Source organism: Streptomyces sp. NPDC043853, from assembly GCF_056436025.1.
In genome coordinates this window covers 140,675-160,902 of record NZ_JBWKDJ010000003.1, presented here as the reverse complement: position 1 = coordinate 160,902, position 20,228 = coordinate 140,675, and the positions used below count along the sequence as shown (strand labels likewise).

Annotated in this window: 17 protein-coding genes and 3 tRNA genes; 15 read left to right on the top strand and 5 right to left on the bottom strand. The window is 73.3% G+C overall.

The annotated features are described in order from the left end of the window. The first annotated feature begins 25 nt into the window (after positions 1–25). Positions 26–1,042 carry a trypsin-like serine peptidase gene (locus AC067U_RS09495; RefSeq protein ID WP_478829067.1) on the top strand — a complete coding sequence of 339 codons (1,017 nt, stop codon included), beginning with the start codon at positions 26–28 and terminating at the stop codon, positions 1,040–1,042. 246 nt (positions 1,043–1,288) lie between these two features. After that, positions 1,289–1,373 (top strand) — tRNA-Ser (locus AC067U_RS09490). A gap of 129 nt (positions 1,374–1,502) precedes the next feature. On the opposite strand, the gene AC067U_RS09485 is transcribed toward AC067U_RS09490, so the two are convergent. Both AC067U_RS09485 and AC067U_RS09480 read right to left on the bottom strand, forming a co-directional pair. Next, a complete protein-coding gene (locus tag AC067U_RS09485) occupies positions 1,503–2,375 on the bottom strand; it encodes a hypothetical protein (protein ID WP_478829066.1) in 873 nt (290 codons plus the stop codon). Positions 2,376–2,384: 9 nt separating this feature from the next. After that, positions 2,385–2,918, bottom strand: coding sequence for a SigE family RNA polymerase sigma factor (locus AC067U_RS09480; protein ID WP_478829065.1), 534 nt, complete (start codon positions 2,916–2,918; stop codon positions 2,385–2,387). Positions 2,919–3,181: 263 nt separating this feature from the next. Here AC067U_RS09480 and AC067U_RS09475 point away from each other — a divergent pair, with 263 nt between their 5' ends. The 9 genes from AC067U_RS09475 to AC067U_RS09435 all read left to right on the top strand — a co-directional run bounded on the left by AC067U_RS09475 (position 3,182) and on the right by AC067U_RS09435 (position 12,107). Further along, positions 3,182–3,763, top strand: a complete 582-nt coding sequence (locus AC067U_RS09475) for a DUF6344 domain-containing protein (protein WP_478829064.1) — start codon at positions 3,182–3,184, stop codon at positions 3,761–3,763. Between the two features lie 396 nt (positions 3,764–4,159). After that, positions 4,160–4,471 carry a hypothetical protein gene (locus tag AC067U_RS09470; protein WP_478829063.1) on the top strand — a complete coding sequence of 104 codons (312 nt, stop codon included), beginning with the start codon at positions 4,160–4,162 and terminating at the stop codon, positions 4,469–4,471. Between the two features lie 242 nt (positions 4,472–4,713). Beyond that, a complete protein-coding gene (locus AC067U_RS09465) occupies positions 4,714–5,871 on the top strand; it encodes an acyl-CoA dehydrogenase family protein (RefSeq protein WP_478829062.1) in 1,158 nt (385 codons plus the stop codon). Next, positions 5,868–6,878 carry a bifunctional MaoC family dehydratase N-terminal/OB-fold nucleic acid binding domain-containing protein gene (locus AC067U_RS09460; protein ID WP_478829061.1) on the top strand — a complete coding sequence of 337 codons (1,011 nt, stop codon included), beginning with the start codon at positions 5,868–5,870 and terminating at the stop codon, positions 6,876–6,878. Before AC067U_RS09465 ends, AC067U_RS09460 begins: the two co-directional genes overlap by 4 nt. Further along, the gene (locus AC067U_RS09455) at positions 6,878–7,999 is read left to right on the top strand and encodes an acyl-CoA dehydrogenase family protein (RefSeq protein WP_478829060.1); all 1,122 of its coding nucleotides are present in this window, start codon (positions 6,878–6,880) and stop codon (positions 7,997–7,999) included. The genes AC067U_RS09460 and AC067U_RS09455 overlap by 1 nt, the downstream gene beginning before the upstream one ends. Continuing rightward, entirely contained in the window at positions 7,996–8,379 is a 384-nt protein-coding gene (locus AC067U_RS09450; protein ID WP_478829059.1) for a MaoC family dehydratase, read from the top strand. The genes AC067U_RS09455 and AC067U_RS09450 overlap by 4 nt, the downstream gene beginning before the upstream one ends. Further along, positions 8,376–9,539 (top strand): lipid-transfer protein, encoded by a 1,164-nt coding sequence (locus AC067U_RS09445; protein WP_478829058.1) that lies wholly within the window; start codon positions 8,376–8,378, stop codon positions 9,537–9,539. Before AC067U_RS09450 ends, AC067U_RS09445 begins: the two co-directional genes overlap by 4 nt. Before the next feature lie 170 nt (positions 9,540–9,709). After that, the gene (locus AC067U_RS09440; RefSeq protein ID WP_478829057.1) at positions 9,710–10,285 is read left to right on the top strand and encodes a SigE family RNA polymerase sigma factor; all 576 of its coding nucleotides are present in this window, start codon (positions 9,710–9,712) and stop codon (positions 10,283–10,285) included. Positions 10,286–10,457: 172 nt separating this feature from the next. After that, complete coding sequence (locus tag AC067U_RS09435) at positions 10,458–12,107, top strand: long-chain fatty acid--CoA ligase (protein WP_478829056.1); 1,650 nt, start codon at positions 10,458–10,460, stop codon at positions 12,105–12,107. A 143-nt stretch (positions 12,108–12,250) separates the two neighbouring features. On the opposite strand, the gene AC067U_RS09430 is transcribed toward AC067U_RS09435, so the two are convergent. The 3 genes from AC067U_RS09430 to AC067U_RS09420 all read right to left on the bottom strand — a co-directional run bounded on the left by AC067U_RS09430 (position 12,251) and on the right by AC067U_RS09420 (position 17,128). Next, the gene (locus tag AC067U_RS09430; RefSeq protein WP_478829055.1) at positions 12,251–12,826 is read right to left on the bottom strand and encodes an antibiotic biosynthesis monooxygenase; all 576 of its coding nucleotides are present in this window, start codon (positions 12,824–12,826) and stop codon (positions 12,251–12,253) included. Between the two features lie 13 nt (positions 12,827–12,839). After that, on the bottom strand, positions 12,840–16,577 hold the full coding sequence (locus tag AC067U_RS09425) for a PAS domain-containing protein (protein ID WP_478829054.1): 3,738 nt from the start codon (positions 16,575–16,577) through the stop codon (positions 12,840–12,842). 119 nt (positions 16,578–16,696) lie between these two features. Continuing rightward, positions 16,697–17,128, bottom strand: a complete 432-nt coding sequence (locus AC067U_RS09420; RefSeq protein ID WP_478829053.1) for an SSI family serine proteinase inhibitor — start codon at positions 17,126–17,128, stop codon at positions 16,697–16,699. A 200-nt stretch (positions 17,129–17,328) separates the two neighbouring features. Here AC067U_RS09420 and AC067U_RS09415 point away from each other — a divergent pair. From AC067U_RS09415 to AC067U_RS09400, 4 genes are all read left to right on the top strand, one after another. Then, a tRNA-Ser gene (locus tag AC067U_RS09415) sits at positions 17,329–17,419 on the top strand. A 311-nt stretch (positions 17,420–17,730) separates the two neighbouring features. Next, a tRNA-Arg gene (locus tag AC067U_RS09410) sits at positions 17,731–17,803 on the top strand. A gap of 64 nt (positions 17,804–17,867) precedes the next feature. Continuing rightward, positions 17,868–18,812 carry an RNA polymerase sigma-70 factor gene (locus tag AC067U_RS09405; protein WP_478829052.1) on the top strand — a complete coding sequence of 315 codons (945 nt, stop codon included), beginning with the start codon at positions 17,868–17,870 and terminating at the stop codon, positions 18,810–18,812. 134 nt (positions 18,813–18,946) lie between these two features. After that, positions 18,947–20,167, top strand: coding sequence for an NAD(P)/FAD-dependent oxidoreductase (locus tag AC067U_RS09400; protein ID WP_478829051.1), 1,221 nt, complete (start codon positions 18,947–18,949; stop codon positions 20,165–20,167). Positions 20,168–20,228: the final 61 nt, after the last annotated feature.

The following is a 20,228-nucleotide window of genomic DNA, read 5'->3' as shown; positions in this document are numbered from 1 at the left end:
TCCGGCGTGGCAGAAGGAGTCCTGCGTGAATCGACACCGCACAGCCGCTTCCGTCCTGCTGGCGGCCGGAGCCCTGATCGCCGGGGCGCTGTCCGCCGCGACCCCCTCGGCGGCCTCCGCCGCCCCGGCGTCCTTCACCCCGCGGCACACCCAGGGCTTCTGGACCGCCGAGCGGATGCGCAGCGCCACCCCGCTGGACGTGGACCCGGCCGCCGCCCCGGCCGGGCGCGGGGCCGACATGAAGAAGCCCCCGTGGCGGACGGCCGAGCCGGTGACCATCCCGCCGACCGCCCCCTCCGCCGGTTCGGCCACGGCGTCCGCCACCGTGCCGGCCTCCGGGTCGGGGACCTCGCCCATGGCGTTCCCGCAGGCGGGCGGGGCCTGGACGGGCGGCGGCGCGGTGGTGCGGACCTCGGGCCGGGTGTTCTTCACCTTCCAGGGCCGCACCGCCTCCTGCTCCGGCGACTCGATCACCAGCGCCAACGGCAGCACCGTCATCACGGCCGGGCACTGCGTGAAGTACCAGGGCTCCTGGCACACCGACTGGGTGTTCGTGCCGGCGTACGACAACGGCAACGCGCCCTACGGCCAGTGGTCCGCGACCAAGACCTTCGCCACCGACCAGTGGGCGGCCAACGAGGAGATGAACCACGACGTCGGCTTCGCCGTCGTGGCCCCGCTGAACGGCCGGACGCTCGCCCAGGCGGTCGGCGCCCAGGGCCTCCTCTTCAACGGCGGCTACAGCAAGCGGATGTACGCCTTCGGCTTCCCCGCCGCCTCGCCGTACGACGGCACCAAGCTGGTCTACTGCAGCGGCAACAGCGGCAAGGACTTCCTGCTGACCAAGGACCACAGCCTGTCCTGCAACATGACGGGCGGCTCCAGCGGCGGCCCCTGGTTCCAGGACTTCAACGAGACCACCGGCCTGGGCACCCAGGTCTCGGTGAACAGTTTCGGCTACACCTTCCTGCCGAACCGGATGTACGGGCCCTACTTCGGCCCCGAGGCGAAGGCGGCCTACGACAAGGCGCAGACCGCCTGACCACCCTCGTACCCCGGCGCAGCCCCCGTACGCCGGCCGGTCCGATCAGCGCCTGACGCGATCGGGCCGGCCGGCCACGACGGCGGCGATGCCGGCCGCCGAGGTGGCGTCCTCGTCCCGCCCGTCGTACGGGCCCGGCCACGCGCCGGGGCCCGCACCGAGCCCGCCCCGCCCCGAGACCGTCCCGCCCCCGGCGAGAACACCAGCCCCCACCCACCCCCGCCGCCCGGTACTCTGTACCGGCCAGGTGGGTTGCCCGAGCGGCCTAAGGGAACGGTCTTGAAAACCGTCGTGGCGCGAGTCACCGTGGGTTCAAATCCCACACCCACCGCACCACATCAGCCGACGCGCTGATCACAAGGGGTGTCCCGGATACGGGGCGCCCCTTTGTCGTGCCTCCTGGCGTGCCGTTGCGCCCGCCGTGTACACGGCCCGGCGGGCAGGGGCCGGCCCGTGCCGGTCACCCGCCCTTGACGGTCCTCTGCTCCTCCTGCACGGGGTTCTGCTCGGCGTACCGGACCAGGTCGAGGAGGCGCGGGTCCGCGGCGGCCGCCAGCAGCTGGTCGGCGGTGACCGGGGCGGAAGCCGTGGCGCCCTTGTCGGGTGTCACCGTGAGGCCCACGGAGCTCTTGCCGTAGCGGAAGGAGACCGTGGTGGCCGTGAGGCCCGGTCCGTCCGAGGGGTGCTGCATCGCGGTCGCCCGGATGCCGCCCGGCAGGAGGGCCCGAGCGCAGACCATGCCCCGAAGGGCCGCGGCCTCCCCGGAATCGCAGGGGTGGCGTTCCGGGGTCCCTTGGGACGGTGCTACGGAGAAGAGGACGGGGAACTGCTTGCCGTTCGCGGCTTCGCCCTGGTAGAGCGTCACGGGCAGGTCGACCGGCCGGATCAGGCCGACGGCGTCCGGCAGCAGAGCATCCAGGACGACGGCCGCCCGCTGCTGGAAGTCCGCCCGCCGCTGGCGCTCGGCGGGCGGCAGGCCGGTGGACGCGGACGCCTCCGACTCGCTCGTCGGCTCGACGTGGACGGGCGTGCGGTAGGGCTCCGGCGCCTGGCTCGGGGACTCGCTGGGCTCGGGCGAGGCGCTCGTGGCGGGCCGGACCGTGCCCTCGCCGCTGCCGTTCGGCAGCGCCACGGCACCGAACACGACGGCCCCGGCGACGGCGGCGACCGCGGCGGCTGTCGTGAACCGGGCCCGCGCCCGGCGGCGCCGGCCCTGGGCGATCGCGTCCGGCACCAGGTCGCGGGCCGGCGGCAGGTCCGACACCGTACGCTCCATCGCGTCCCTGACCAGCAGGGCGTGGGCGTCGGCTTCTTCGGTCATCGTGTCTCGCATGGCGGTTCCTCAACTCCCCGTGGCGTACGTGTGGACCTCGCCCAATTGGGCGCGCAGCTTGGTCAGGGAGCGTGAGCACTGGCTCTTGACCGTGGATTCGCTGCACTTCATGAGCTCGGCGACGGCCTCGACGCTCAGGTCCTCCCAGTACCGCAGTACGACCATGGCCCGGGCCCGGGGCGGCAGCCCGGCCAGCGCGGAGAGCAGGGTGAGCCGCAGGTCGGCGTGGTCGGGCGCGGGGCGGGGGTCGGGCCGGGAGTGCGCCAGCAGATCGCGCAGGCGGCGCCGCCGCTCGGCGAGGTACGTGCGGGTCAGCACGGTCCGGGCGTACGCCTCGACGTGATCGGCCGCGCCGGCCCGCCGCCAGTGCTGGAACATCTTCGCGAGCGTGGTCTGGGTGAGGTCCCGGGCCGTGTCCGCGTCCCCGCACAGCAGGTACGCGGTCCGGTACAGCCGCCCTTGGCTCGCCCGGGCAAAGCTCTCGAAGCTCTCGGGTGAGGGGGAGTTCCCTGACCCTCTGTGGCCCCGGCCGTCATCCGGCATCTGCGTTTCCTTTCCGGGGCCCTGGTGGAGGGCCCTGCTCTGTCACCACCTTCAGAGCACTGCCGGACGCCAAAGGTTGAAAGGTCGACAGCGAATCTTTCCGTGCCGCCGGGGCCCGCGCGACCCGTGGCCTTCGGACTGGTCCGGGCGAGTGGTGTTTGTCGGAAGATCGGCGCGCGGCGGGGTGCTCGTCCGGTTGCGTCCGCATCATGACGAATGTATGCAGATCCGCCCGTCCGAACATCGGGAAGTGAGGGACCGTCATGGCCGGCAGCATCAAGGTCGAGTCGATCCGGAACGCAGTCTCCGCCGTCCTCGCCGCGCTCGTGGCGTTCTTCACCTCCCTCGGGTTCGTCCGTAAGGCAGGGTCGCGCTTTGGGGCCGCCGCCGTGGTGCCTGCCGCCGGCGCCCCGGCCGTGCCCGCAGCTCCCGCCGTCACCGTCTACGGCGGTACGCATGTCCGCAGGGTCCCGGCTCCGGCTCCGGCTCCGGAACCGGCTCCGGTGGGGGCGGTGGCGACCGCGGCCCGCCCGGTCGTGGCGGATGCGCCGCGCGTGCCCCGGCAGCCGGCCGTGCCGGACCGAGCGGCCGTACGGGACGGGTCGGCGGTACGGGACGGGTCGGCCGCAGCGGACGGGTCGGCCGTACGGGACCGGCAGCGCAGCCGGCGCGAGTTGCTCCTCCGTGGCGCGCTGCCGCCGACCCTCGCCCAGCGGATCCGCGCCGAGGCCCATGGTTCCGCGCCCGCGCCCCGCCGCTCGCTCGCCAGTGCCGACCTGCTGGACCTGTTCCGCTTCGACCGGCTGCTCGGGGCCGCCGGGCCGGTGACCGCGCCGGCCGCATAGCCGGGGGTGAGGGCTCCGGCGTGCGCCTGGGGGGCGCGGGGGGTGTGAAGCTTGGTGTTCCAGGGTCGTGGGCCCCGGGAGGTGCTGGTCCTCCGGGGCGGTCGCGGCCCTTTTCGGCATGTACGGGTCCAGCCGATTGCCGGAACGCTTCGTCCCTTGTGGGGCAGGGGTTTCCAGGGTGAAAGGGGTCCTGACCTGGGGCTCTGGGGGCGCGAATCAGGTTTATCCGATGTTGCTCATACTTGCGGGGGAATCGTGCCGTCCGGGGTGGTTCGCCGGGGATTCGGTGGGCAACTCTGATCTCGCGACGTCGTCACCGAACGACCGAGGCGGTCGGCCAACTGCCTTGGAATCAGCCCCACTTGTCCCGTTCCGGGTCTCTGGAGGATAGAAAACATGTCAAGCATCCGTACCGCCCGCGTCATCGCAGCCGTCGCCGCTCTCCCGCTCGCCGTCGCCCTCTTCGGTGGCGTGGCCCAGGCCGACAACGGCTCGTTCGCGAACGACGGATCGAATGCGAGCGTCGCCAGCATCGTCGGCAGCGGTGTCGGCGGGAACAACAACGGGAACTCCGCCACCACGCAGCAGGTCGCCACCGGTTCCGGTGCGTCCAACCAGAACAACACCGCGCAGGTCAACGGCTCGGCGTTCACGGCCATCGACCAGTCGAACGCCAACGTCGAGGTGAACTTCTTCCCCTGGTGGTAGATCCCCTCGAAACGCTGCGAGCGCCCGTGCGACCGGACCGGCTGGGGTCCGGTAGCGCGGGCGCTCCGCCGTTTCCGGGCCTGCTCCGCCGTTTTCGGGCCTGCTCCGCCGTTTCCGGGCCGCCGCCGGGGGCCTGCTCCGCCGTTTCCGGGTCGCCGCCGGACGCCTCCGCCTTGACATCCCCGGGCGATCTGACGGACAGTCAGATTCCTCCGATGTCGTGACGCCGGGAGGCCCGTGCCGTGCACCTCGCCCCGACCGAAGGCCAGCTCCGGCTGCGCGCCGAACTCCGCGCCTACTTCCGGCAGGTGATGCCGGACGGTCCGCCGCCCCCGCAGGACCCGGACGCCCAGCGCGCCCTGCTCCGCCGCATCGGAGCCGACGGCCTGCTCGGCCTCGGCTGGCCCGCCGAGTACGGAGGCCAGGGGCGCGGTCCCGACGAGCAGTTCGTCTTCTTCGACGAGGCGTACCGGGCCGGCGCCCCGGTCTCCATGGTCACCCTCAACACGGTCGGTCCGACCCTGATGAAGTACGGCACCGCGGAGCAGAAGGAGTACTTCCTCCCCCGCATCCTCCGGGGCGAGCTGGTCTTCGCCATCGGTTACTCCGAGCCCGAGGCCGGCACCGACCTCGCAGCCCTCCGTACCAAGGCCGTCCGGGACGGCGCGGACTGGGTGATCGACGGGCAGAAGATCTTCACCTCCAACGCCCAGAACGCGGACTGGATCTGGCTGGCCTGCCGCACCGACCCCGAGGCCCCCAAGCACAAGGGCATCTCGATCGTGCTGGTCCCGACCGACGCCCCCGGTTTCTCCTGGACCCCCATCGACACCGTCGGCGGCCTCACCACCACCGCCACCTACTACGACACCGTCCGCGTGCCCGCCGGGAACCTGGTCGGCCCCGAGCACGGCGGCTGGGGGCTGATCACCAACCAGCTCAACCACGAGCGGGTCGCCCTCGCCGCGATCGGCATGCAAGCCGAGGACTTCTACGCCGCCGCCCTCGACCGCGCCCGTACGCCCGACCCCGACACCGGCGAGCGGCCCGCCGACCGCCCCTGGGTGCAGGCCCGGCTCGCCGAGGCGCACGCCCGGCTGGCCGCCGTACGCCTGCTCAACTGGCGGCTGGTCCAGGACGTGGGCGCCGGCACCCTGGCGCCCGGCGACGCCAGCGGGGTGAAGTTCCTCGGCACCGAGACCACCGTCGATGTCTACCGGATCTGCCAGGAGGTCGTCGGCGAGGAGGCCCTGGTCCGCGGCCCGGACGGGTTCGGCGGCGGCGAGCTGGAGCGGATGAACCGGGCGGCGCAGATCAACACCTTCGGCGGCGGGGTCAGCGAGGTCCAGCGGGAGATCGTCGCGATGATGCGGCTCGGAATGAAGGGACGCAAGCGGTGAGCGAGGACCTGTACGAGCGGCTCCGCGCCTTCGAGGGGCGCCCCGCCGCCACCGGCGGCACCGGCAAGGACCCCGTCAACGAGCCCATGATCCGCCACTGGTGCGAGGCGATGGGCGACACCAACCCCGCCTACGCCGGACCGGACGCCATCGCCCCGCCCACCATGCTCCAGGCGTGGACGATGGGCGGTCTGTCCGGCCACACCGACGGAACCGGGCGCTCCACCGCCTACGACGAGCTGTTCTCCCTCCTCGACGGGGCCGGCTACACCTCGGTGGTCGCCACCGACTGCGAGCAGGAGTACTTCCGCCCGCTGCGGCCCGGGGACACGGTCACCTACGACGCGGTCATCGAATCGGTCTCCCCGCGCAAGACCACCAAGCTGGGCACCGGCCACTTCGTGACCACCCGCACGGACATACGCACCGGCGGCGGGGAAGGCGGACCCGACGGTGACGGCAACGGTGGCGGCGACGGCCGGGAGCTCGTCGGCACCCACCGCTTCCGCATCCTCAAGTACGCCCCGGCGGCGCGCGCCCCGAAACGCCCGCTCCGCCCCCGCCCCGTGGTCAACCGCGACAACCAGGGCTTCTGGGACGGGGTCAAGGAGCACCGGCTGCTCATCCAGCGGTGCACCGCCTGCGCGGCCCTCCGCTTCCCCTGGCTGCCCGGCTGCAACGACTGCGGCAGCCCCGACTGGGACACCGTCGAGGCGTCCGGCTCCGGCACCGTCTTCTCGTACGTGGTGATGCACCACCCGCCCTTCCCGGCCTTCACCGCCTCTGATCATGCCGCTGACGCGGCGGGCCCCTACGCGGTCGCCCTCGTGGAGCTCGCCGAGGGCGTCCGGATCATCAGCAACATCACCGGTGTCCCCTACGACAAGGTGAACATCGGCATGCCCGTCCAGCTGGAGTTCCTCCGCGCCGACGAGGAGCTCGAACTCCCCGTCTTCCGCGCCGGCGGGTTCCGGGAGAGCGAGCGGACACAGGGGAGCGAGGACTGATGGACTTCCGCCCGACCGAAGAGCAGGCCGAAGCCGCCGCGCTCGCCGCCCGGATCTTCCGGGACCTCGCCACCCACGAGCGCCTCGCCGCCGCCGGGACCGGCACCGACGCGGAGCTGTGGAAGGCCCTGACCACCGCCGGACTGGCCGCCGCCGTGCCCGATATCGGCCTGCTCGGCCTCGTCCTGCTGCTGGAGGAGCAGGGGCGCACCACCGCCCAGGTGCCGTTCGCCGCCACCTGCGTCTACGGGATCCTCGCCGTCACCGCGCACGGCAGCGCGGAACAGCGCGCCCGCCTGCTGCCCGCGTTCGGCGACGGCACGGCCGTGGCCACCGGGGCCTTCCCGGCCCGCGGCCACATCCGCGCCGATGGCCATGGCGACAGCGACGGATACGGCCGGCTCACCGGCACCGCCCCCGCCGTCCCGTGGCTGCGCGATGCCACCCATGTGCTGGTGCCCGACGCCGCCCACGCGCTGTGGCTCGTACGGACCGACGCGCCGGGGGTTCAGGCGACGGCCGTCGACACCACGGCCCCGTGGGCGGCGGGCCGGCTGGTCCTCGACGGAGCCCCCGCGGAACGCCTCGGCACCGGGACGGGCACCACTCCCTACGCGCACCTCCTCGCCACCGCCCGAACCGCCTTCGCCGGGCTCCAGGCGGGGGTGTGCGCCGGTTCGCTGGCCCGCGCCGTCGAGTACACCTCCACCCGCCAGCAGTTCGGCCGTCCGCTCTCCACCAACCAGGGCGTCCAGCTCCGCGCCGCCGACGCCCACATGGACACCGAGGCGATCCGGGTCACCGCCTACGAGGCGGCCTGGCGCGCGGACGAGGGCCTCCCCTTCGCCGAGCACGCCCTCACCGCCGCCTGGTGGGCCTCGGAAGCGGGCAAGCGGGTGGTGCACGCCGGGCAGCACCTGCACGGCGGCACGGGTGCCGACCTGGACCATCCCGTCCACCGGCACTTCCTCTGGGGGCGCCAGCTGGACGCGTACCTGGGCTGCGGCAGCGAGCTGCTGGCCGAGCTCGGTGCCGTACTCGCGCACGATGACGGGACGGCGCACCACGACGGGACGGCGCAGGACGTGAAGGCGCCCGACGTGAAGGAGCAGCAGCGATGAACGTCGGCGACACCCTGCCCCCGCTGGAGATACCGGTGACCCGCACGCTGATCGTCGCGGGCGCGATCGCCTCCCGCGACTACCAGGACGTGCACCACGACGCGGAACTCGCCCGGCAGAAGGGCTCCCCGGACATCTTCATGAACATCCTCACCACCAACGGCCTGGTCGGCCGCTACGTCACCGACCGCCTCGGCCCGCGCACCGTCCTCCGCAAGGTGGCGATCCGCCTGGGCGCGCCCAACTACCCCGGCGACACGATGGTCCTGCGCGGCACGGTCACCGCCGTCGACGGCAGCACCGTCGAGATCCGCGTGACCGGCGCCAACGGCCTCGGCCACCACGTCACCGGCACGGTCACCGCGGAGGTGGCGGCATGAGCGCCCGCACCCGGGACTCCCTCGGCGGCCTGGCCGCCATCGCGGGCATCGGAGCCACCGAGTTCTCCAAGGACTCCGGCCGCAGCGAGCTCAAACTGGCCGTCGAGGCGGTGCGCGCCGCCCTCGACGACGCCGGGCTCACCCCCGCCGACGTCGACGGCATGGTCACCTTCACCATGGACACCAGCCCCGAGATCACCGTCGCCCAGGCGGCCGGGATCGGCGAGTTGTCCTTCTTCTCCCGGATCCATTACGGCGGCGGCGCGGCCTGCGCCACCGTCCAGCAGGCGGCGCTCGCCGTCGCCACCGGAGTCGCCGAGGTCGTCGTCTGCTACCGCGCCTTCAACGAGCGCTCCGGCCGCCGCTTCGGCTCCGGGGTGCAGCAGCGCGAGCCCTCGGCGGAGGGCGCGGCGCTCGGCTGGTCGCTGCCCTGGGGCCTGCTCACCCCGGCCTCCTGGGTGGCCATGGCCGCCCAGCGCTACCTGCACGCCTTCGGCCTGTCCCCGGATGCCTTCGGCCACGTCGCGGTCACCGGCCGGAAGTACGCCGCCACCAACCCGGCCGCGTACTTCCACGGCAGGCCCATCACCCTCGCCGACCACGCCGCCTCGCGGTGGATCGTCGAGCCGCTCCGTCTGCTCGACTGCTGCCAGGAGACCGACGGCGGACAGGCGATCGTCGTGACCACCGCCGAACGGGCCCGGGACCTGCGGCACACCCCTGCCGTGATCACGGCCGCGGCGCAGGGGGCGGGCCGCCGCCAGGAGGGCATGACCTCCTTCTACCGCGACGACCTGACCGGCCTGCCGGAGATGGACGTGGTCGCCCGGCAGCTGTGGCGGACCTCCGGGCTGCGTCCCTCGGACATCGACGTGGGCATCCTCTACGACCACTTCACCCCGTTCGTGCTGATGCAGCTGGAGGAGTTCGGCTTCTGCAAGCCGGGCGAGGCCGCCGACTTCGTCGCCGCCGGCACCCTGCCGCTCAACACCCACGGCGGCCAGCTCGGCGAGGCGTACCTGCACGGTATGAACGGCATCGCGGAAGCCGTCAGGCAGCTGCGCGGGACCTCCGTCAACCAGGTGGCGGACACGGAGCACGTCCTCGTCACGGCGGGCACCGGCGTCCCGACCTCGGGGCTGATCCTGGGCCGGTCCTGAACGGACGTGAGACGCAAGAGCGGCGGAGAGAGACGTAAGAGAGACGTAAGAGGGCATGCCCCTCCGACTTCAGTAGGTAGGGCGGGCCCCAGCCCTACAACCTGAGACGGACCCTCCTTCGGCACCTGCGGCCGATCCCAGGGGCATGCCCCGCCTCCTAGCGTGGAGCCATGACCACGCCTGTGTGCACGGAAGCCTCGCTCCCGGCGACGTACCCGACGTTCCCGGCCTATTCGTCGTTCTCGTCGTACGTACGGGCCCGCGGTACGGCCCTGATGCGCACCGCGCGCTCGCTCACCGCCAATCCCTGCGACGCCGAGGACCTCCTGCAGACGGCCCTCGCCAAGACCTATGTCGCCTGGGACCGGATCGAGGACCACCGGGCCGTCGACGGGTACGTCCGCCGGGCCCTGGTCAACACCCGTACCTCGCAGTGGCGCAAGCGCAAGGTGGACGAGTTCGTCTGCGACGAGCTGCCCGAGACCGAGGCCCCCGCGGCCACCGACCCCGCCGAGGCCCAGGCCCTGCGCGACGCGATGTGGCGGGCGGTCACCAAGCTGCCCGACCGGCAGCGCGCGATGGTGGTCCTCCGCTATTACGAGGACCTCAGCGAGGCCCAGACCGCCGAGGTGCTGGGAGTGTCCGTCGGCACCGTGAAGAGCGCCGTGTCCCGGGCGATAGGGAAGCTCCGCGAGGACCCAGAGCTGAACCTGCAGTGTTTCACCGGGGGCACCTCCCAGCGGTAGCCGGGAGAGAAACAAAGCATCGTCTGGGACGGCAGAACGGAACGGCGCGGTGATTCGTACCCCCGTTCATACCCCTGGGTAGTGACAGACCGATCGGTATGTGAGCAGAATCTGCACGACGGCAGAGCCGCCGCAGACCGCCGTAGAGTCGCAGCGCCCCCGGGAGGACGCTTTGCTGAGCACCATGCAGGACGTACCGCTCCTCGTCAGCCGCATACTGCAACACGGCATGACGATCCACGGCAGGTCCCGGATCACCACATGGACCGGGGAAGCCGAACCGCACCGGCGCAGCTTCGCCGAGGCCGGCACCCGTACGCACCAGCTCGCCCACGCCCTGCGGGACGAGCTCGGAGTCCAGCCGCACGAGCGCGTGGCCACCCTGATGTGGAACAACGCCGAGCACGTCGAGGCGTACTTCGCGATCCCGTCCATGGGCGCGGTCCTGCACACCCTCAACCTGCGGCTTCCCCCCGAGCAGCTCGTCTGGATCGTGAACCACGCGGCCGACCGGGTGGTCCTGGTCAACGGCACCCTGCTGCCCCTGCTGGTCCCGTTGCTGCCGCACCTCCCGACCGTGGAGCACGTGGTCGTCTCCGGCCCCGGCGACCGCTCCGGCCTGGAGCCGCTGCCGGTCCGGGTGCACGACTACGAGGAACTGATCGCCGGCCGCCCGACCCGGTTCGACTGGCCGGAGCTGGACGAACGCCAGGCCGCCGCCATGTGCTACACCTCCGGCACCACCGGCGACCCCAAGGGCGTGGTCTACTCCCACCGCTCGATCTACCTGCACTCCATGCAGGTCAACATGACCGAGTCGATGGGCCTGACCGACCGCGACACCAGCCTGATCGTGGTCCCGCAGTTCCACGTCAACGCCTGGGGCCTGCCGCACGCCACCTTCATGACCGGCATCGGCATGCTGATGCCGGACCGCTTCCTGCAGCCCGCCCCGCTCGCCGAGATGATCGAACGGGAGAAGCCCTCGCACGCGGCGGCCGTCCCCACCATCTGGCAGGGCCTGCTGGCCGAGGTCACCGCGAACCCGCGTGACCTGACCTCGATGAAGCAGGTCACCATCGGCGGCTCGGCCTGTCCGCCCGCGCTGATGGAGGCCTACGACGCGCTGGGCGTCCGGCTCTGCCACGCCTGGGGCATGACCGAGACCTCCCCGCTGGGCACCATGGCCCACCCGCCGGCCGGCCTGTCGGCCGAGGAGCAGTGGCCGTACCGGGTCACCCAGGGCCGCTTCCCGGCGGGCGTCGAGGCGCGCCTGATCGGCCCGGGCGGGGACGTGCTGTCCTGGGACGGCGAGTCCGCGGGTGAGCTGGAGGTCCGCGGCAACTGGATCGCCGCCTCCTACTTCGGCGGTGTGGACGGCGAACCGATCCGCCCCGAGGACAAGTTCAGCGCGGACGGCTGGCTCAAGACCGGCGATGTCGGCGTGATCACCGCGGAGGGCTTCCTCACGCTCACCGACCGGGCCAAGGACGTGATCAAGTCCGGCGGCGAGTGGATCTCCAGCGTGGAGCTGGAGAACGCGCTCATGGCCCACCCCGAGGTCGCCGAGGCGGCGGTCGTCGCCGTCCCCGACGAGAAGTGGGGCGAACGGCCGCTGGCCACGGTCGTCCTCAAGGCCGGTGCCACCGCCGACTACTCCGCCCTGCGCGAGTTCCTCGGCGGGTCCATCGCCAAGTGGCAGCTGCCGGAGCGCTGGACGATCGTCGACGCCGTCCCCAAGACGAGCGTCGGAAAGTTCGACAAGAAGGTCATCAGGCGGCAGTACGCGGCCGGTGAGCTGGAGGTCACCACGCTCGACTAGGCGGGCGTACGGCGGGGCCTGACCGGGTGCGGCCGGTCGGCCCCGTACGCCGGTCGCCCTCGTCGGCCAAGCCGGTCGGCCCCGTACGTCCGTCGGCCCCGTACGCCGCTCGGCCCGGACGGCCGGGGCGGGCCGGTACGGCCTCAGTCGCGGGTCAGCCAGCTCCGCAGCAGCCTGCTGACCGCGGGCATGGCCACGTACGTCATCAGGGTGCTGAAGACCACGGTGAAGGCCGCGGTCCGCAGGACGAAGTTCAGGTCCACCAGGATCGGCCCGAGCAGCGCGTTGCCCGCCAGCGAGATCGGGAAGATGGCCAGTCCCGAGCTGATCGCCATCTTCCAGCGGGGCGGCGCGGGCCGGGCCGATCCGGGCTTGGCGAACCAGGTCTCCATGCCGTGCAGTTCCCGGCGGGCGATCTCGGTGTGGTGGTGGCCCTCGCAGTTCGCGAACCACGAGGCCCGCTCGGGCGAGTCCTGCCAGGCCTCGAAGGCCGCCTGGTCGCGGAAGCGGTGGACCAGGAACCACGGTGCGCCCTCGGCGGCCGGGCGGAACAGCCCGTATCCGAGGTGGTCGGGGAAGCCGGCGGCAGTGTCCAGGATGCCGCGCGCCCACTTCTCGAAGGACTCCTCGTAGCCCGGCTCCACCTGCCGGGCTATGAGGAGGGTGACCTCGCCGTCGTCGGCGGGAACGGGCTTCTCGGTGCGATCGATGATGGCCATCGGTACAGACTGGCTAATTGGTGCCGATCTTGGCCAGGAGGTCCACGATCCGGCCCTGCACCTCGGCGGTGGTCGACCGTTCGGCGAGGAACAGCACGCTCTCCCCGGAGGCCAGCCGCGGCAGGGCCTCCGCGTCGATGCCGGCCGTGGTGTAGACGACCAGCGGAGTGCGGTTCAACTGCCCGTTCGCGCGAAGCCAGTCCACGATCCCCGCACGGCGGCGGCGGACCTGCATCAGGTCCATCACGACCAGGTTGGGCCGCATCCGGGTCGCCAGCTCGACGGCGTCGGTGTCCGCCCCCGCCCGGCCCACCTGCATGCCGCGCCGTTCCAGGGCGGCGGCGAGCGCCCCGGCGATCTCTTCCTTCTCCTCGATCAGCAGCACCCGGGAGGGGTGCTGCTCGCTGTCGCGCGGCGCCAGCGCCTTGAGCAGCACGGCAGGGTCCGCCCCGTACGCCGCCTCCCGCGTGGCGTGCCCCAGTCCGGCCGTCACCAGGACGGGCACCTCGGCGGCCACGGCCGCCTGCCGCAGCGACTGCAGCGCGGTCCGGGTGATCGGCCCGGTCAGCGGGTCGACGAACAGCGCGGCGGGGAACGCGGCGATCTGCGCGTCCACTTCCTCGCGGGAGTGCACGATCACCGGGCGGTAGCCGCGCTCGCTCAGCGCCTGGGTGGTCGCGACGTCCGGCGCGGGCCAGACGAGCAGCCGGCGCGGGTTGTCGAGCGGCTCGGGGGGCAGCTCGTCGTCGACGGGCTGCGGCACCGGCCGGTTGACCACCTCGACGGCTCCGCCCGGGCCGTCGAGCGGCTCGGGTCCCTCCGCGGCACCGGCCTCGGGCGCCCCTATGGCGAAGGCGCGGCCCTGCGGGGCGGGTTCGGCGAGCCTGCGCCGCCGTCCGGAGCCGGAGGCGGGAGCGCCGGCCGCGGGACCGGCCGCGGCGGGGTCGGGGGTGACGCCCTGTCCGATCGTCTGCACGCTGACGGGCCGGCCGGCGTCGTCCTGCGGCTGCCGGGCCGCGGGTACGGCGGCCTGCGCGGCGGGACCGTCCTCGGGCGCGGTACGGGCGGCCGGCACCGGCCACGCAGGGGCCTCGGGCGCGCCGTCGGCCGGGGCCAGGGCGCGGCGCCGGCCGGTGGGGTGCGGCTGGGCCGGGGTGTGGGTGTCCTGGCCGCCGTTCCCGTCAGCGCTCGCGTGCGTCTCCTCGGCGGCCTCGGGGCTGGCGAGTGCCCGGCGGCCGCGGCGTCCGCCGGGCGCGGTCGGGGCGGGCTCGCCCGCGCCGCTGCCGGCGGCGGGTCCGGCCGGGGGGAGGGCGAAGCCACCGGGCGGGGCGACGGGCGGGGCGGCGGGAGCGTCGGAGACGGCGGCGCGCGCCTCGGCGGCGCCCTGCGGACCCGCCGGGAGGGCGAACCCACCGGGCGGGGCGACCGGGGCGGCGGCCGGGGCGGGCGCGCCGACGGGGCTCATGCCCTGCGGGCCCACCGGCTGCGGGCCCACCGGCTGCGGACCGACGCCCCGCTGCCCGTCGGGGCGGCCGGACGCCGGCTGCTGCGGCCCGGCGGGCAGGGCGAAGCCGCCGGGCGGCGCGATCGGCGCCGTAGCTGCTTCGGGAGCCCCGGCAGGAGCGGAGGACCGGTCCGGGGTCGGGGCCAGGGCCCGGCGGCGCCCGGCCGGCGGGGCCACGGCCTGGGCGGGCACGGGGGCACCGGGCGGTACGGGCGCACCCGGGGGTACGGGCGCACCCGGGGGTACGGGAGTGCCGGGAGGCACGGGAGCACCGGGAGGCACCACGGCCCCCGGCGGTACGGCCGTCCCGGCAGGCACGGGCATCCCCGTGGGCACGGGCGTACCCGCAGGCACGGGAGCCGGAGGCGCGGGCGTGGCCGGAGATCCGGAGGCCACCGCGGGCAGTGCCGGCAGCGCCCGGCCCCCGCCCCCGCCCGGGGCACCGGTGGCGGCGCCCTCGGCGGAGCCGTCACCGTCGCGTCCGCGACGCCGTCCCGTGCCCAGCCCGGCCGGGTTCACCGGGGCCTGGGCGAGCTCGGGGGCCACCGGACCGGCCGCCCGGCGCCGCCCCGACGGCAGCGCGAGCGCGCCTCCGCCGGACTCCCCCTCCGGACTCCGCACGTCCTCCAGGAAGGCGTCGACCCCGCGCCGCCCCCGCCGCCCGGACCCCGGCGCGCGCCCGGGCCCGTGCTCCGGCTGCCGATCGGCCGCGGCCCCGGCCGCGGCATCGGCATCCGCATGCGCATCGGATTCGGGTTCCGGCTCGGGCTCCGGATCCGGCAGGGTGACCGTCCCGGCCCCCTCGCCCAGCGGCAGCTCCAGCACGTACGCGCCACCGGGCGCGCCCGGCACCTCGACGGTCTGCAGCACACCGCCGTGCGCGGCCACCACGCCCCGCACGATCGGCTCGTGCACCGGGCTCCCGCCGTCGTACGGCCCGCGCACCTCGATCCGTACCGCGTCCCCGCGCTGCGCCACCGCCACGACGATCGTCGAGTCCGTGTAGCCGCTGCCGGCCGGAGTCTTGCCGGTGGCGTCGACCCCGGCCACGTCCGCGATCAGGTGCGCGAGCGCGGTCGCGATCCGCTCCGGGTCGATCTCCGCCTCGATGGTGGGCGCGTGCACCGCGAACTGCGCGCGGCCCGGCCCGATCAGCTCCACGGCGCCGTCGACACCGGCCGCGACGGCCTCGTTGACCATCGCCTTCCGCTTGGTGAGCTTCTCCCGGCCCGCGTCCAGCCGCTGGAAGCCGAGCACGTTGTCCACCAGCGTGGTCATCCGCGAGTACCCGGCGGCCAGGTGGTGCAGCAGCTGGTTCGCCTCCGGCCACAGCTGGCCCGCGTCGTCCGCCGCCAGGGTGGCCAGCTCGCCGCGGAGCTCCTCCAGCGGACCGCGCAGGGCGTCCCCGAGCACCGCCATCAGCTGCCGGTGCCGCGCGGCCAGGGCGTCGTACGGCCGACGGTCGGTGAAGGTCATCACCGCGCCGACCAGCTGGTCGCCCTCGCGCACCGGCGAGGTGGTGAGGTCCACCGCGACGGCCTGCCCGGCCTTGTTCCACAGCACCTGCCCGCGCACCCGGTGCTTGCGCCCGCTGCGCAGGGTGTCGGCGAGCGGCGACTCCTCGAAGGGGAACGGGGAGCCGTCGGCGCGGGAGTGCTGGATGAGGCCGTGCAGCTCGCGGTTGCCGAGGTCGGTGGCCCGGTAGCCGAGGATCTGGGCGGCGGCCGGATTGACGAGTACGACCCTGCCGTCGGTGTCCGTACCCACCACGCCCTCGGCGGCGGCCCGCAGGATCATCTCGGTCTGCCGCTGCGACCGGGCGAGCTCGGCCTCGGTGTCCATGGTCCCGGAGAGGTCGCGCAGGACGAGCATCAGCAGTTCGTCCCCGGTGTAGCCCTGGTGCGGCTCCCGGTAGGCGTCCCGGCCGTCCAGACTGGCGCTGGTCACCTCGGCCGGGAACTCGGTGCCGTCCGTACGGCGTGCCGTCATCCGGGTCGGTTTGCTGCGCAGGCCGTCGTCGTCGCCGGGCCGGCGCATGGAACCGGGGATCAGCTTGGAGTCGAATTCGGGCAGCAGGTCCAGCAGACCGCGCCCGACGAGCCCGGTGCCCGGGCTCTCCATGAGCTCCAGCGCGATCGAATTCGCGTTGACGACCGTGCCGTTCGCGTTGACGAGCAGCAGCGCGTCCGGCAGAGCGTCGAGTATTGCTGCGAGGCGAGCAGCGCCTCGGGATGGCCTGCTGCTCACGACGAGCTTCCTCCCTGACCACGACGACCGGCATGACTCGGGAGGAGTCTAAGGCCACGTTCCCCGCGCGGGACGGCGGATCGGGGCCCGGGACGCGGTGCCTCCGGCATCCTGCCTGGTCAGGAACGCGCACTCGGAAGCACAGGTTCCAAGTCATTCCACCTGCTGATCTCACAACCGTTCTTCCTGCTGAAGGAGGCGTCGACCTCGCGCCCCCGCCAGGTCCCGGTGATCCGGGCGACGGCCCGGCCGCCGTGCACCCCGGCGCACATCTCGTCGGGCGGGACGGGCGCGAAGGGGTCCTTCCCGGCGCGGGCCAGCCGGTCCAGCCGCGCGCACGCCCGCCGGGCCTCCGGATGGGTGCCGCCCACCGGATCGCATTCCAGGGAGTACGTCCCGTTGGCCGCGCGGGAGGGCCCGTTGTGTTCCACGGCCACGGTGAGCCGGTCGGGCGGCGGGGCGAGGAGCCCGCCGAGCGGAAGGGGCGGAAGCGGCCCGGCGGCCGCCGCCGCGGCGGCGACGGCAGAGGCGGCGAGGGTGGCGAGACGCATCGAGATCTCCAGGGTCGGTCGTCCGGTACGCGTCGGGCGGGTACGCCTGACCAACGAGAACCCGGCCCCGATGTTCCGCGCGCCCACCCCCGAAAGCCTTTGCTCTGGTGCCGCCACGCCTAGTACCGTGGGAGCGGATTGGTGACCGGGCCTGGGCCTGTGTCATCATCTGCACGCACCCTCGTACACGCGGGTGTGCTGGAGGCGTCGCCTAGTCCGGTCTATGGCGCCGCACTGCTAATGCGGTTTGGGCTTTACCGTCCATCGAGGGTTCAAATCCCTCCGCCTCCGCGCTGTGATCACCGAAGCCCCGGTCCGACAGGACCGGGGCTTCGGTCGTTCTCCGGCGCTTGGTTCCCCACCTGGTTCCCCCGCTTGGTTTCCCCGCCCGGTTCCGGGCCTGGTTCCCCGGTTCACTTCTTCCCGCCGAGACCGGCGCTCCCCACCCGCACGCCGCTGCGCGCCCCGCCCGGCCGTCAGCCCGTCCTCCAGGCGTTTCCGCAGGTCAGAGGTGGTTTGGGTAATGGATTTCGCGTCCCGGCGAGGTCCATGTATTGTTGTTCTCGCAAGGCCAACGGGGCGAAAAACCCCGGGAAGCACAAGCACTCGTAGCTTAACGGATAGAGCATCTGACTACGGATCAGAAGGTTGCAGGTTCGAATCCTGCCGAGTGCACAGCCCAAGAGGCCCCGGACGAAAGTCCGGGGCCTCTTGTGTTGCCCGCGGTTAGGATCCCGGCATGGTGTTGACCATGGAGGAAGTGGACCGGTTCGAAGCGGCGCGGGGGCGGCTGGAGGCCATTGCCTATCGGCTGCTCGGGTCGGCCGGTGAGGCCGAGGACGTCGTGCAGGAGACGTTCCTGCGGTGGCAGGGTGCCGATGTCGGGCGGATCGAGGTGCCCGAGGCGTGGCTGACGAAGGTGCTCACCAACCTGTGCCTCAATCAGCTCGGTTCGGCGCGGGCCCGGCGCGAGACCTATGTGGGGCACTGGCTGCCCGAGCCGTTGCTCGAGGGGGACCCGATGCTCGGGCCGGCCGACACGGCCGAGCAGCGCGAGTCGGTCTCGTACGCGGTGCTCACCCTGATGGAGCGGCTGTCGCCCAACGAGCGGGCGGTGTACGTGCTGCGGGAGGCCTTCGACTACCCGCACCGGGAGATCGCCGAGATCCTCGACATCAGTGAGTCGGCCAGCCAGCAGGTCTTCCACCGGGCCAAGAAGCACATCGCCGAGGGGAAGGCCCGGACCGAGGTCGACGAGGAGTCCGCCCGGCGGATCGTCGAGGAGTTCCTCGCGGCCGCCACCAGTGGGCGGACCGAGCCGCTGGTGCGGCTGCTGACCGGCGATGCGATCGCCATCGGGGACGGCGGCGGGAAGGTTCCGGCGCGCGCCAAGGCGTTCGAGGGTGCCATCGCGGTGGCCACGTTCATGCGGGGCATGTTCAAGCCCTCCGTGGCCAAGCGCGCCATTGTCGGCGGCTCGGCCGAGATCCACGTGACGGCCGCCAACGGCGTACCCGCCGTCGTGGCGGTCCTGGACGGCCGGGTCATCGGGGTCATGTGCCTGGAGATCACCTCCGAGGGCATCGCCGCGTTCCGCAGCCAGGTCAACCCCGACAAGCTCGCCCGCGCGACCGAGGTGTGGGCGGCCGGCGAGCACGGGGAACCCCTCCTCGTCGCGTTCTGACCTGATCCTTCCGACCCCGCCCCCGGTGTGACGTGCTTCACACCGGGGGCCTGTCAGGAAACGGCGGGCTGCCCGGTTCAAGGTGCGTAACCGCGTCGGACAGCGGGCGTAACCGCGCAGACAGGAGCAGGGACATGCAGCACCGCATCATCGTTCTCGGTGCCGGGTACACCGGAGCCATGGCGGCCGGCCGCCTCGCCAAGCGGCTGCACCGCGACGACGTCGCCATCACCCTCGTCAACGCCGAGCCCGACTTCGTCGAGCGCGTACGGATGCACCAGCTCGCGGCCGGTCAGGACCTCAAGGCCCGGCCGTTCGCCGAGATGTTCGCGGGCACCGGCGTCGAACTGCGGATCGCGAAGGTCACGGGCGTCGACGTCGAGCGGAAGACCGTCGCCGTCGTCGACGCGGACGGTGGGGGCGCCGGAGCCGGGGAGCTGGAGTACGACACCCTCGTGTACGCCCTCGGCAGCGGCTGGGACGACCACGGCGTGCCCGGTGTCGCCGAGCACGCCCACGAGGTCGCGAGCCGGCCCGGAGCGCTGCGGCTGCGCGAGCGGCTGGCCGGCCTGGCCGCCGGGCAGCCCGTGGTCGTCGTCGGCGGAGGCCTCACCGGCCTGGAGGCCGCGACCGAGATCGCCGAGGCCCGCCCGGACCTCGACGTCGCCCTCGCCGCCCGCGGCGGCCTCGGTGACTGGCTCTCGCCCAAGGGCCGCGGGCACCTGCGGAAGGTCTGCGACGGGCTCGGTATCACGGTGCACGAGGACACCGCCGTCACCGCCGTCGCCGCCGACCGCGTCATCACCGCCGACGGGGAGGTGGTGCCGGCCGCGGTCACCGTGTGGACCACCGGCTTCGCGGTCCACCCGATCGCGCTGGCCACCGCGCTGGAGGTGGGCGACACCGGCCAGATCGTGGTCGACGGGACGATGCGCTCGGTCTCGCACCCGGACGTGTACGCCGTCGGCGACGCGGCCCTGGCGATGGGCCCCGGTGACAAGCCGCTGCGGATGTCGTGCGCCTCGGGCGGCCCGGCGGCCCTGCAGGGCGTCGATGCCATCGCCGCGCGGCTGACCGGCCGGAAGATCCCCAAGATGCCGGTCCGCTACTTCAACCAGTGCATCTCGCTGGGGCGCAAGGAGGGGCTGATCCAGTACGTGACCGCCGACGACCGCGCCGTCAGCGCGGCCCTCACCGGCCGGCTCGCCGCCGTCTACAAGGAGCTGATCTGCAAGGGCGCCGCCTGGGGCGTCGCCAACCCGACCTTCGGTCTGCCGGTCCGCCGCCGGCGCGTCGTGCCGGGGGCGGTGGCCCGGACGGGCTCGGCCGCCGCCGTCACGGCCCCGGCTGCCTGACGCCAAGTCCGCGGCTCCGTAGCCCCGTAGCCCAGTAGCTCAGTAGCTCCGTGGTTCGTGG